Source organism: uncultured Roseibium sp. (genome assembly GCF_947496995.1).
GTDB lineage: Bacteria > Pseudomonadota > Alphaproteobacteria > Rhizobiales > Stappiaceae > Roseibium.
Window position 1 is genome coordinate 1 of the sequence record NZ_CANMFD010000010.1, and the last position, 12390, is coordinate 12390.

The 12390-nt window shown below is 61.3% G+C and carries 11 protein-coding genes; 1 reads left to right on the top strand and 10 read right to left on the bottom strand.

What is annotated here, in order from left to right:
* Positions 1-179: 179 nt before the first annotated feature.
* The 10 genes from Q1B40_RS24235 to Q1B40_RS24280 all read right to left on the bottom strand — a co-directional run bounded on the left by Q1B40_RS24235 (position 180) and on the right by Q1B40_RS24280 (position 9980).
* Entirely contained in the window at positions 180-935 is a 756-nt protein-coding gene (locus tag Q1B40_RS24235) for an SDR family oxidoreductase (RefSeq protein WP_299821004.1), read from the bottom strand.
* A gap of 63 nt (positions 936-998) precedes the next feature.
* Positions 999-1883 carry a dihydropteroate synthase gene (locus tag Q1B40_RS24240; protein WP_299821007.1) on the bottom strand — a complete coding sequence of 295 codons (885 nt, stop codon included), beginning with the start codon at positions 1881-1883 and terminating at the stop codon, positions 999-1001.
* Positions 1884-2061: 178 nt separating this feature from the next.
* Complete coding sequence (locus tag Q1B40_RS24245) at positions 2062-2508, bottom strand: dihydroneopterin aldolase (RefSeq protein WP_299821010.1); 447 nt, start codon at positions 2506-2508, stop codon at positions 2062-2064.
* A gap of 148 nt (positions 2509-2656) precedes the next feature.
* Positions 2657-4069: an FGGY-family carbohydrate kinase gene (locus Q1B40_RS24250; RefSeq protein ID WP_299821013.1), complete on the bottom strand. Its 1413-nt coding sequence runs from the start codon at positions 4067-4069 to the stop codon at positions 2657-2659.
* A gap of 5 nt (positions 4070-4074) precedes the next feature.
* Entirely contained in the window at positions 4075-4389 is a 315-nt protein-coding gene (gene rhaM, locus Q1B40_RS24255; protein WP_299821016.1) for an L-rhamnose mutarotase, read from the bottom strand.
* Positions 4390-4392: 3 nt separating this feature from the next.
* Positions 4393-5403, bottom strand: coding sequence for an ABC transporter permease (locus Q1B40_RS24260; RefSeq protein ID WP_299821025.1), 1011 nt, complete (start codon positions 5401-5403; stop codon positions 4393-4395).
* Positions 5400-6383: an ABC transporter permease gene (locus Q1B40_RS24265; RefSeq protein ID WP_299821028.1), complete on the bottom strand. Its 984-nt coding sequence runs from the start codon at positions 6381-6383 to the stop codon at positions 5400-5402. Before Q1B40_RS24265 ends, Q1B40_RS24260 begins: the two co-directional genes overlap by 4 nt.
* The gene (locus tag Q1B40_RS24270; RefSeq protein ID WP_299821189.1) at positions 6380-7927 is read right to left on the bottom strand and encodes a sugar ABC transporter ATP-binding protein; all 1548 of its coding nucleotides are present in this window, start codon (positions 7925-7927) and stop codon (positions 6380-6382) included. Before Q1B40_RS24270 ends, Q1B40_RS24265 begins: the two co-directional genes overlap by 4 nt.
* A 107-nt stretch (positions 7928-8034) precedes the next feature.
* Positions 8035-9027 (bottom strand): rhamnose ABC transporter substrate-binding protein, encoded by a 993-nt coding sequence (gene rhaS, locus Q1B40_RS24275; protein ID WP_068419463.1) that lies wholly within the window; start codon positions 9025-9027, stop codon positions 8035-8037.
* 146 nt (positions 9028-9173) lie between these two features.
* Positions 9174-9980 carry a DeoR/GlpR family DNA-binding transcription regulator gene (locus Q1B40_RS24280; RefSeq protein ID WP_299821035.1) on the bottom strand — a complete coding sequence of 269 codons (807 nt, stop codon included), beginning with the start codon at positions 9978-9980 and terminating at the stop codon, positions 9174-9176.
* Positions 9981-10165: 185 nt separating this feature from the next.
* Here Q1B40_RS24280 and Q1B40_RS24285 point away from each other — a divergent pair, with 185 nt between their 5' ends.
* On the top strand, positions 10166-12268 hold the full coding sequence (locus tag Q1B40_RS24285; RefSeq protein ID WP_299821038.1) for a bifunctional rhamnulose-1-phosphate aldolase/short-chain dehydrogenase: 2103 nt from the start codon (positions 10166-10168) through the stop codon (positions 12266-12268).
* Positions 12269-12390 lie beyond the last annotated feature (122 nt).

Here is a 12390-nt window from a genome sequence, read left to right on the forward strand (position 1 = left end):
ATTTTCAGGAATTTAGAGCACAAAACCCTGTCGCCAGCGACGTTGCCGCCGTCGATGAGCCGCGTTATACGCAGCACTACAGAACACGTCAACTGCCGATTTGAATTTTCTTGCGAAAAATATCGTTCCGCCCGCAGCGGTGGATATTAACCATTCCAGAACCCTTGAGGACCCTGCGTCTACCCGACTGGAGAATTTCCGAAGCCCATCAGGCACTGGCCCGCGTCCACCACCAGAGTATGCCCCGTCACCTGTTTCGCCGTCACCAGATACCTGACCGCGGCAACGATATCGTCCGGCCCGAGCCCCTGGCCGAGCGGCGTCAACTTCTGGCGGCTTTCGAAGTTTTCCTGGCTCTGGTCGCTGGGAAGCACCAGCCCCGGCGCGACCGCGTTCACCCGGATCCCCTTCGGCCCGAGTTCGAAGGCCGCCAGCCGTGTTGCGCCGTCCAGCGCGAACTTGCCGCAGAAATAGCTGAAACGTTCGGGCGACGCCGAGGACATCTGGGTATCCAGCATGTTGATGATGGCGCCGCCATCCGGCAGCGGATCCTGATCCGCAAAGGCTTTCATCAGAAAGACGGGAGCAGCAGCATTCACATTCATCAGGAACTGCCATGTGTCCCAGCTCATATCGCCCAGGCTGTCAGTGTCGAAGGCCGAGGCGGAATTGACGAGAACCGAAACCGGGCCGCCCAGCGCCTCGGCAGCCTCCCGCACAAGGTCGCCCGCGGTGTCCGGCCGGCTGAGATCCTTCTGGAGGAGCGCGGCCTTGCCGCCGGAGGCAAGAATGTCCTCGTAGAGATCCTGCGCGCCGTCCGCAGAGGAATTGTAATGAAGTCCGAGCGCGTAGCCGTCTTCGGCCAGCCCCCTGGCGATGGCCTTGCCGACCCGTTTTCCTGCCCCCGTTACCAGCGCAATCTTGCCGACCGTCATGACTTGTCTCCCAACTGCACTCCCCTCAGGGAGGCGTGATCCCAACCGCCGCGCGGAACCGCGTCAGGCATAATCCTGCAGGTTCAGAACCGGCTGGACCCGCGACACCTCGTGGCTGCGCACCAGATTGGCCTTCGACATCACCGCCAGCGTCGCCGCGCTGGTCTGCGCCACCCGCACCTCGTCCCTGAACAGATAGACTGCCCCGGTGAGCTGCAACGTCACCGGCCAGCCAAGCTCGCGCAGCCGGAAGGATTGCAGGATACTGTCGGTCTGGTAGCGGATCCTGTCCGGCCCGTCCGGCAGGTGAAGGGCAAAGCCGAAGCCCGGATCGACCCACAGGCGTTCCACCCCGGCATCCGTTGCCAGGGCGACCCTCTCCCGGAAAAAGGCCAGCTGATGATCGAAGATCTCCTCCACCGGCGGCAGATAATCCTTCGAGCGTGCGTTTTCCCCCGGCGTGTAGCACATCACCAGACCGGCCTCATGGGAGGCAATCGCTTCATAAAAAGACCGGTCATCGACCCGGCCGGTAAGATTGACCACACCCGCCCCCGCCTCCAGAAGCGCGACGCCCACCTCCGGATGATAGGTCTCGACGGAGACGAGGATCCCCTCCTCCGCCAGCGCCTTCACCACGGGCCGCATGCGGTCGATCTGTTTTTCCGCCGCAACGAGATCCGCGGCGTCGCCGGTCGATTCCGCGCCGATATCCACCATCGCGGCCCCTTCCAGCGTCATCCGCCGGCCACGGTAGAGCGCTGCCTCGAGCGTATGACACACCGTTTCGCGATAGCTGCTGTCCGGAGACAGGTTCAAAACACCCATCTGGTAGGTTCGGTCCTCGAACCGGCGGCCGAATTTCGCAAACTCGAAAGTCCGGACCGGTGCTTCCAGCGCCTCCCGGTATTTGAGCCACAACGGGAGGAGGCGGTCTGCGGAAATCATGGAAGGCGGGGCTCCAGAGATAAGGCCAGGCAATCAGCACATTGGCGGGCAGCACAGTGGCGGGCAGGGTTCCCCGCGCATGTCACGCAGGCTCCAGAAAAGATAGGAAAATGCGGCGGTACGGCAAGGCCGAATGTCCCCAATCCAGTGTTTCCCGCTCATGTCCGGCGGTTGCCGCTCATGCGGACCGCTTGCGGCAGATCCTGATACCGACCCCTGCCGCATCGTCGAAAATGTCCAGCTTGGTCACCTTGACCGTAACCTGGTCGGCCAGCGGGTTTGTCAGGACGAAGCCGGCGACCGCCTCTGCCCAGTCCTCGACCATATCCGTGTGCCCGCCGGAAGCAGCCTTGTTCTGCACGAACTCGACGGTGTCGGCGTAGGATACATAGGCACCGGTCTCCTGGAAAATCTTGCGGTAGCCCGGCACGGTCCGGATCTCGACATCGAAGCAGACGGATTGGGTCCGCCCCTTTTCGCTGTCCAGAATGCCGATTTCCGCCGGCACCAGCAGCCCTTCGATCAGGATGACATCCTGTCCCTCTTCGGTCAGGCCTGTTTCGGTGCGCGAGCCGCCGGACCCGCCAGTTGGAGAGACTTTTGGAGAAACCGGGGATGCTAACATGAACCCACCTGTTGCCTGGAAAAACAATTGCAATCAGGTAAACGGGTGTAACCACATCCGGCCAAGGGTCAAGAAAACTTCACGTCCAGTTGATCGCACCGCAGCCTCAATTTTCATCACCATACGCAAGAGGCGGACAAAGCGCCCTTCATAAGGACGTGCCCATTCCGGATTTGGCGCCGCTGCGATGAACGTCTTCCAGCCAACGGGAAGCGTAGCTCTCGAGGCGTGGATCGGCGGGAGGACCCTCCACCGGAGCGGCTGCGCCGGATATCGTTTTCTTCTGTGCAACCAGCAGCGCCGCGCCGACGCTGGTCCCGGTAAGCGAGCCGGCGGCCGCCTCGGTTGTCCGGCCGGTCGCCGCCTGCAACATGTCCAGATAAAGCTGGTTCTTCGAAAACGGCCCCTCGACAAGGATCGGCCCCTCCGCACCGGTCATGGCGAGACATTCCGCGGTGGTCAGCGCCAGATAGAACGACAGCGCGGCATAACGCTCCCCGTCGCTGAGCGTTGTCTCGTCGACACTCCAGTCTTGCGCCCGTCCCTGGAACGGTCCGGACCGGGGATCGACCGCCGGAAAAAGCATGATCTCCCTTTCAAGAACGCTGGTGATGTCCGCCACCGAACATGCCGCTTCACGCGCGCCGAGGATCATTTCAAATTCCCGTCCGCCCATGAAACGGGCCGAGGGAACCGGATCGCCGAAGGCATTGACGTTGATCAGCGTGTCTCTGTCCGGGTCGAGACATCCGGCTTGTCCGCCGATGGACAGGACAATGACCCAGGTGCCGGTCGATACGACCGAAAACGGCGCCTGTCGCTTGAGAAGATGCGGATAGAGCGAAGCATTGGAGTCGTGGATGCCACAGGAGACCGGCAGACCTTCCGGCAGTCCTGTCGCTTGCGCGACTTCCGGCAGGATCGTGCCGGGCGGATCGGCCGCCCGCTTCACCGGCGGCATTTTTTCCGAAAGCCCCAGACGCTCCACAAGCGGGGAATAGCGATTGTCGCCCGGACACCACAGATCGGTGTGGCAGCCGAGCGATGTCACTTCGTTGGCCGTGACGCCCGTCAGACGGAATGTCCAGTATTGCGGATAGGTGAGCACCGACGCGGTCCGCTCCGCAAGGCCGGGGTCGGAGCGAAACTGCCAGAAGATCTGCGCGCCGGCATTCAGCCCCATGCCGAGACGCGGCGAACCGGTTTCGCTGAAATCCGGACGGATGGCATCGTAAGCTACGGCCAGCTCGTCGGGTCTGCCGAATTCATAATCGAGGATAGGCGCGGCAAGTTCGCTCTCCGCGTCCATAAGAACCACGCAGGCGCCGTGGGTTGTCACGGACAGCGCATCGATACCATGTTCAAGATGAAGCTGCTTGAGCGCGTCACAGATGAACCGCCAGTGCCCGTCCGTGTCATAATGCGGATACGGCGGGCCGTGCAGAACGCGATTGGGCCGCGTCAGCACGCCGATCTCGCATTCGCGCTCGAGATCGACGACGGCGACCTTGACGTTTGTCTTGCCGATATCGACGACCCCGACATGTTTCAGGCTCCTCATCGCCGTCAGTCCATGTGAAAGACGGTTTCGAGCGGCACCGCGACAGGTTCATTGTCGGGTTTGACCACCATCAGGTCAGCCATATGCGCCCACCACCGGCGCATCACCGGATGCGCAGGCAGGTCATCCATCGTGTGATCGTCCCGCCGCCAAAGGACCGCAAACAGGATATTCGTTACCCGGTCCAGATGGATGGAATAGTCGCTGACGCCGGCTTCCTTCAAAAGCGCAGCCAGTTCGGGCCAGATCTCGTCGTGGCGCTTCCGGTATTCGGCTTCCGACCCCGGATGCAGCTGCATCTTGAAGGCGACTTTTTCCATTGTTCAGTCCTTCCGTCCTGCAAGCAGACGCCGGGCAATACGCGGCAAGGCGATGACGGCAATCAATAGCAAGCCGATGAAGATCGACATGACGATGCCCGGAACATTCAGGAGGCCGAAACCGAAAGTCACCATGCCCATCACGAAGGCGGCGATGACGACGCCGGGAATGGTGCCGGACCCGCCCAGGATGCTGACACCGCCGAGAACGACCATGGTGACGACCTCCAGCTCCCAGCCGAACGCAATGGACGGGCGCGTCGCGCCGAGGCGGGAGGTCAGGCAGATGGCGGCCACGCCGGACATCAACCCGGTCAGTAGAAACAGGGCGAATTTCACGTTCGGCACGCGGATGCCGGAAAACAGCGCCCCAACAGGGTTGTTGCCGATGACATAGACCGCCCTGCCGAAATTCGTGCGGTGCAGAAGCACGGCAAACACCACTGCCAGCAGCGCGAACAGCACGAACTCGAAGGAAATCACCCACCAGACGTAGCCCTGACCGAAAAAGGCGAAATCGGACGGATACCCGGTATAGGCCTTGTCGCCGAGAACGATGTAGGAGATCCCCCGGAAGAGGCTCATGGTGCCGATGGTGACGACGATGGACGGCAGGCCGAAGCCGGTGACGAGCAGGCCGTTGAAAGCCCCGCAGGCGAGGCCGACGGCCAGACCGGTCAGAACCAGCACCGGCGTATCGGCGCCCAGTTGCACGGCGAACCCCATGGCGGTGGAGGCCAGTGCGAGGATCGAGGCGACCGAAAGATCAATTTCACCGGAAATGATCAGCAGCGCCATGGCAAAGGCGATCATGGCTTTTTCGGTGAAATTGAAAGTGGCGTCGGACAGGTTCCAGGGATCGAGAAAATACGGCGAGGCGAAGCTGTTCAACACGAAGACCGCGACGGCAACGCCGAGAAGCAGCAATTCCCAGCTCACCAGAAAACGCTGCAGCGGTGTCTTCAGTCGGTCCGGCAGCTGGCGTCCCGCCAGGTCAGGTGAGGCGAGGCTCATAGCGCGTGCTCCGCTTTTTTCAGGATCACCCGGCCCTTGGCCCGGCTCGACGTCGCGTTGAAGGCAACGGCGATGATGATGGCGCTGCCGGAGATGGCGAGTTGCCAGAAGGGCGAGATATGAATGACCGGCAGGGCGTTCTTGACGATCCCGAGGAACAGCGCACCGAGCAGCGCACCGCCCACCGAACCGATGCCGCCGGCGATGGAAATGCCGCCGATCACGCAGGCGGCGACCACTTCGAGTTCGAACCCGGCCGCGATATCCACATAGGCAACCGCGTAGCGCGCCACCCAGAGATACCCTGTCAGCCCGGCGAGCGCCCCGGAGAGAACATAGGCGGCGCATTGGGTGCGGCCGACATCGATGCCGGTATAGACTGCCGCATGCGGGTTGCCGCCGACCGCGAAAAATGCCCGGCCAAGCGGCGTTCTGCCGACAAGCACCACGAAGCCCGCGGCAACCGCGATCGCGATCCACGACAGGACCGGCAGACCGAACATAACGGCGCGCGGAAAGGCCTTGAACGTGTCGCTCATCTCGTGCGCATTGATCCATTCACCGCCCGAGATCACGAATATGATGCCCCGGAAGATGGTCATCGTGCCGAGCGTCACCACGATCGGCGGAATATCGAGCTTCCACACCAGCAGACCGTTGATCAGTCCCATGAAGGCACCGAGGCACAGGGCGACCAGAAGAATGAGGGGAACCGGAAGCCCGGGCATGACCGTGTTGAGCATGGCGACAGCCATGCCCGTCAGGGCGAGGTTCGCGGCAACGGAAAGATCGATGCAGCGGGTCAGGATGACCACCATCTGGCCCAGCGCCAGGATGATCAGCGGGGCCGTGTCGTTGAAGACATTGGCAAGGTTGGACGGCGCGACAAAGGCGGGGAACCGTGACGCGATCGCCGCCACGAGCACAAGGATCGCCGCACCCAGGATCATTTCGCGTGACTTGAACAGCAAGCGGATCATGTCCGCACCTCCGTTATGCCGGCCGCGGCCCGCACCAGATGCTCCGGCGTCAGGTCCGCGCCTTCGTATTCGGCTGCGATGCGCCCTTCGCGCATGACGATGACCCGGTCGGACATGCCGAGGATTTCAGGAATTTCGGAAGACACCATGATGACGGCAAGTCCGCCGGCGGCAAGTTCGGCCATGAATTCATGCACCGCCGCCTTGGAGCCGATGTCGATACCCTTGGTGGGTTCGTCGAGAATGATGACACGCGGTTTGGTCGCCAGCCATTTGGCGATGACCACCTTCTGCTGGTTGCCGCCGGATAGCTCGCCGATGTCCTGATCGAGGGCGGCGGCCCGCAGGTCCAGTCGCTGTGTGTAGTCGCGCGCCAGCGTGAATTCTTCCGCCAGCCGCAAGAACCCGTTTCGTGACGTTTGTTTCAGTGAAGGCAGCGAAACGTTCTGGAAGATCGGTAATCCCTTGATCACCCCCTGCTTGCCCCGGTCTTCCGGCACATAGACGATGCCGTGGCCGATCGCTTCGTTCGGCGTACGCGTGACGGCGACCTTGCCGTCGATGCGAATGGCCCCCTTGGAGGGTTTGGTGATACCGAACAGCGCCTGCATGAATTCGCTGCGTCCGGCACCTACGAGACCATAGAAACCGAGGATTTCGCCTGCGCGAAGGGTAAAGCCGATATCCTCGAACTCGGTCGGGTGCGCATAGCCGACGACCTTCAGAACTTCTTCGCCGAGTTGAGGTGTCCGCTTGGGGAAGACCTGGTCCACCGACCGGCCGACCATCAGCTTCACCAGCTCCCGTTCACCGACCTCGGCAATCTTTCCCGCGCCCACCATCTCTCCGTCGCGGAAAACCGTATAGCGGTCGGCAATGCGGAAGATCTCGTCGAACTTGTGGCTGATAAACAATATGGCCTTGCCGTCCGCCTTGAGCCGTTCGACCAGCTCATAGGTTTCCTCGATCTCCTTGTGGGATAGGGATGCGGTCGGCTCGTCCATGATGACGATCCGGGCGTCGATGGACAATGCGCGCGCAATCGCCACCAGATGCTTGTTGGCGATGCCGAGATCCCTGAGGGGAACGCCGGGATCGATCTGCGCGCCGATCCTCTCCAGAAGAGCCTTCGCCTTGCGTGTCATTTCCTTGCGGTCGATCAGCCCGAAGCGGGTTTTCGGCGCATGGCCGATGAAGATGTTTTCCGCCACCGAGAGGTCGTCGAATAGCACGGTCTCCTGATGAATGGCCGTCACGCCCGCGCTTCCCGCGTCCTGCGCGGTCGGGAAGCTCATGGGCTCGCCGTTGATGCGGATCTGACCGTCATCCGGCTGGTAGATGCCGGTGAGGATCTTGACGATGGTCGACTTGCCCGCACCATTCTCGCCGACCAGCGCCGTGACCTGACCCGGATAAAGGTCCAGGGCGACGCCCGAGAGCGCCTTGACGCCGGGAAAGGATTTGGAAATGCCCGTCAGGGACAGGACGGGAGCGGAACCTTCGCCGGATTGCGGCGATGCGTCCTCGATGCCCTTCGCAAGCATGACCATGTTCCGGCGCCTGTTCTGGTGAAGTGTCTTTGAAAGGACCCGGTGCGCAGTGCACCGGGTCGGAGTTTGCGGTCCGGTGGCCGGACCGGTTTTGACGCGACTTAGAAAATGTCCTTGAAGTCGTCGATGTTGGAGCTGTCATAGACGAACGGATCCGCCATGGCGCCTTCACTGTTCTCGTCGAGGGTCAACGTCCCCATACGGCCCATCGGAATTTCCGCTCCCGGTGCTGCCTCGGCCGCGCCGGTGGCAAGGTTATAGGCCAGGACCGTGGCGGAATAGCCGAGATCGATCGGGTTCCAGATCGCGAAGGACTTGGACGCACCGGATTCGATGTGGCCGGCCATTTCCGAAGGAAGTCCCAGACCGGTCACATTGACCTGACCGGCCTTTTCGGCGTCGGAGACAGCCTGCGCCGCCGCGACGATGCCGACAGAGGTCGGAGCGATGATCGCCTTCAGGTCCGGATAGGTCTGCATGAGGCCCTGCGCTTCGCGGTAGGACTTGTCGGCAAGATCATCGCCGTAGACGGTGGCGACGACATTGATGCCCGGATAATTGTCTTTCACCTTGTTCATTTCCTCGATCCAGATGTTCTGGTTCGTGGCCGTGGCGGAAGCGGACAGAACCGCCACATCGCCGCCATCAGGAAGATGATCGGCGGCAAGCTTGATGATCATGTTGCCGATCAGGGGATTGGACGACGGGTTGAGGTGAAGCTGACGGCCTTCAGGCGCAACGCCGGAATCCCAGGAGACAACGGTGATGCCGCGGTCCATGGCTTTCTTCAACGAGGGAACGAGGGCATCCTGATCGTTCGCGGAGATCGCGATGGCATCGACCTTCTGGGCGATCAGCGCGTTGATCACCTCGATCTGGCCTTCCGCCGTGGTGTCGGTCGGTCCGGTGTAGATGATCTCCACGTCACCGAGTTCCTTGGCCGCCTCTTCGGCTCCCTTGGCCGCGGCTTCGAAGAAGCCGATACCGAGGGCCTTCACGACAAGCGCAATGCGCTTGGTTTCAGCCTGTGCCGGCGCGGCAATGCAGACCGCTGCAACGGCGGTCGCGGCCAGAAGTGATTTAAGCAATTTCATGGTCTTCCTCCCAGGATCGTCCTGCAGACGTTTGACTGCAGAAACTTGATCGCTTTCAAAATTCCGGATCATCCTGCCCGCGTTTTTCACGGATACAGGATCCTCCGAATGGCTGCCGGCCCTCCCAGGTCCCGGCAGAATGCCGGCTACCCGTTCGAGGTCGCCTTGCTCTGTGCGGCGCCAACCTCCGCCACAATCAGTCTGATATCGGCCTGCTCCAGCATCTTGACCGCGCTGTCCGGAATTCCGTCATCGGTGATGATGGTGGAAATCCGTTCCAGCGGGCACAGGATCAGGCTCGAGCGCGCGCTGAATTTCGATGAATCCGCCAGAACCACCAGGTCGTCCGCCTGGCCGATCAATTTCTGTTCGGCCTGGATCAGCAGCGGATCGGCTTCCATCAGCCCCAGAGGCCCGAGCCCCTGGGCCCCCATGAAAACGCGCTTTGCATAGAAATTTCGCGTCACATCGTTTTCGAAGGGGCTCAGGATAATGTTCTGCTCGCGGTAGATGACCCCGCCCGACAGCATGATGGTGTTCTTGGAATTCTTCAGCAGATGCTCGGCGATCGGGAACGAATTGGTGAAGACCTGACAGCGCTTGGTCGCCAGAGGATGCACCATCTGAAAGGTTGTGGTGCCGCCGTTGATGATGATCGCATCGCCGTCTTCGCACAACTCCACGGCCTTTTGCGCAATGGCCCGCTTCTGCGCAATATTGATGGATTCATTGACGCTGAACGGACGGCCGGCGAGGCCGACGAATTGCGGCGGATGAATGGATTCCGCTCCACCACGCACACGCCGCAGCTTCTTTTGAACATGCAGCTGGGCAATGTCCCGGCGGATCGTCGCTTCGGAGGAATCCGTGAGCGCCACCAGTTCCTGAACTGTCACGACAGGACGGTCCTGGACAGCAGAAAGAATAATCCTGTGGCGTTCTTTTTCGTGCATCTGGTCCTCCCGTTAGAGCAAACGTTTCCACCAACACCGGTCAATGTCAATCACAAAAAATCATAAATCGTCATTTTGCAGCGCAATATGATTGATCTTGATTGTTTTTGATTGACAACCAGACTCGATCAAGCGAGTTTCTGCTGAAACAGCCGCAAGCTGTCAGGCATTACTGGGAGGACATGATGTTGAATTCTGCCGCCGGGTCCCGGCTGGAAAACCTGTGGGACGGTCAAAAGGCTTCAACCATGAGCGAGCCCGAGCGCCTGCTCTACCGGTCCAACCTTCTCGGCTCCGACAAGCGCATCACCAACTACGGCGGCGGCAACACATCCGCCAAGGTCATGCAGAAGGACCCGCTGACCGGCGAAATGACCGAGGTGCTGTGGGTCAAGGGCTCGGGGGGCGATGTCGGCACAATCAGGATGGATGGTTTCGCGACGCTCTACATGGACAAGCTTCGCACCTTGAAGTCTCTCTATCGCGGTCCGGAATTCGAAGACGAAATGGTCGGCTACCTGCCCCATTGCACCTTCAATCTCAATGCGCGCGCCGCCTCGATCGACACGCCGCTGCATGCCTATGTTCCCAGAAAACATGTCGACCACATGCACCCGGATGCGATCATCGCCGTTGCGGCGGCAAGCGAGAGCGAGGCGATCACCCGGGAGATCTTCGGCACCGAGATCGGCTGGCTGCCCTGGCGCCGTCCGGGGTACGAACTCGGCCTTTGGCTTGAAAAGTTCTGTCTGGAAAACCCGCAGGCCAGGGGCGTCGTCCTGGAAAGTCACGGCCTCTTCACCTGGGCGGACGATGCCGAAACCTGTTATGCGACCACGCTTGATATCATCAACCGGGCGATTGCCTGGTTTGAGGAGAAGACCGCCGGCAAGGAGGCTTTCGGCGGCTCCAGGCATCGCGCCCTGCCGCCCGTCGAGCGCCGCGACGTTGCCGCCCGGCTGATGCCTGCCATCCGCGGCATGGTCAGCGGCAAACAGCACATGGTCGGTCATTTCGACGACAGCGATGCGGTGCTGGAATATGTCTGTTCGGCGGACATGGAACCGCTTGCCGCCCTCGGCACAAGCTGCCCGGACCATTTCCTGCGCACCAAGATCCGTCCGCTCGTTGTCGATTTCGACCCGGTAAACCCCGATACGGATGCAACCCTTGCCGGGCTCGGCGAAGCGGTTGCTGCCTACCGCGAGGAGTATGCGGCCTATTACGAGCGCTGCAAACATGCCGACAGCCCGGCCCTGCGCGATCCCAATGCGGTTGTTTATCTCGTTCCCGGCGTCGGCATGATCACGTTTGCCAAGGACAAGGCGACAGCGCGCATTTCCGCCGAGTTCTACACGAACGCCATCAACGTGATGCGCGGCGCCTCCGGCGTTTCGACCTATCGCGGCCTGCCGGAACAGGAGGCTTTCGATATCGAATACTGGCTCCTTGAAGAGGCCAAGCTGCAGCGCATGCCGAAGCCGAAAAGCCTTGCGGGGCGGGTGGCTCTGGTCACCGGCGGTGCCGGCGGCATCGGCTCGGCCACGGCGGAACGCTTCCTGCGCGAGGGCGCTTGTGTCGTTCTTGCCGATATCGATGCCGAGGCGCTCACAGCGGCGGCTGAAAACCTGGAGGGCCGCTTTTCGAAGGACGTCGTGCGCACCGTCACCATGGACGTGACCAGCGAGGACGCCGTTGCGGGCAGCTTTGCCCGCGCGGCCATGGAATTTGGCGGCATCGACATTCTGGTGTCCAATGCCGGGATCGCATCTTCCGCGCCGATCGAGGAAACCTCGCTGGAGCTCTGGAACAAGAACATGTCGATCCTGTCGACCGGTTACTTTCTGGTCTCACGCTCGGCTTTCCAGGTGATGAAACAGCAGGGCATCGGAGGTTCGATCATCTTCATCGGCTCCAAGAACGGCCTTGCGGCTTCGCCGGGAGCGAGCGCCTATTGCACGGCCAAGGCGTCCGAGATTCACCTCGCCCGATGCCTCGCGCTCGAGGGCGCGCCGGACGGCATCCGCGTCAATGTGGTCAATCCGGACGCCGTGCTGCGCGGCTCGAAGATCTGGTCTGGCGACTGGCTGAAGGAACGCGCCGAAGCCTATGGCAAGGATACCTCCGAACTCGAGGAGCATTACCGCCAGCGCTCCCTGCTGAAGCGCTCCGTGCTGCCGGAAGATATCGCCGAAGCCAGCTATTTCTTCGCCTGCGAAGCGTCGTCGAAATCGACCGGCAATATCATCAATGTCGATGCCGGCAACGTGCAGTCCTTCACGCGCTAGAGCAAAACCTGGTCACACCGGACCACCCCGGTTCGGTGTGACCAGGTAGATTTGCTCGCCTTTTTTGCATGTGAGAGCACTTTCAAGCCTCACAGGATCTGAAGATATCCGGGAAAGGATTT

Excerpts from the sequence above, each read along its gene's own strand:
- Q1B40_RS24285 (WP_299821038.1), top strand. The coding sequence starts at position 10,166 with ATGTTGAATTCTGCCGCCGGGTCCCGGCTGGAAAACCTGTGGGACGGT.
- Q1B40_RS24280 (WP_299821035.1), bottom strand. The coding sequence starts at position 9,980 with ATGCACGAAAAAGAACGCCACAGGATTATTCTTTCTGCTGTCCAGGAC.
- rhaM (WP_299821016.1), bottom strand. The coding sequence starts at position 4,389 with ATGGAAAAAGTCGCCTTCAAGATGCAGCTGCATCCGGGGTCGGAAGCC.
- Q1B40_RS24245 (WP_299821010.1), bottom strand. The coding sequence starts at position 2,508 with ATGTTAGCATCCCCGGTTTCTCCAAAAGTCTCTCCAACTGGCGGGTCC.
- Q1B40_RS24250 (WP_299821013.1), bottom strand. The coding sequence starts at position 4,069 with ATGAGGAGCCTGAAACATGTCGGGGTCGTCGATATCGGCAAGACAAAC.
- Q1B40_RS24260 (WP_299821025.1), bottom strand. The coding sequence starts at position 5,403 with ATGAGCCTCGCCTCACCTGACCTGGCGGGACGCCAGCTGCCGGACCGA.
- Q1B40_RS24240 (WP_299821007.1), bottom strand. The coding sequence starts at position 1,883 with ATGATTTCCGCAGACCGCCTCCTCCCGTTGTGGCTCAAATACCGGGAG.
- Q1B40_RS24265 (WP_299821028.1), bottom strand. The coding sequence starts at position 6,383 with ATGATCCGCTTGCTGTTCAAGTCACGCGAAATGATCCTGGGTGCGGCG.
- Q1B40_RS24270 (WP_299821189.1), bottom strand. The coding sequence starts at position 7,927 with ATGCTTGCGAAGGGCATCGAGGACGCATCGCCGCAATCCGGCGAAGGT.
- Q1B40_RS24235 (WP_299821004.1), bottom strand. The coding sequence starts at position 935 with ATGACGGTCGGCAAGATTGCGCTGGTAACGGGGGCAGGAAAACGGGTC.
- rhaS (WP_068419463.1), bottom strand. The coding sequence starts at position 9,027 with ATGAAATTGCTTAAATCACTTCTGGCCGCGACCGCCGTTGCAGCGGTC.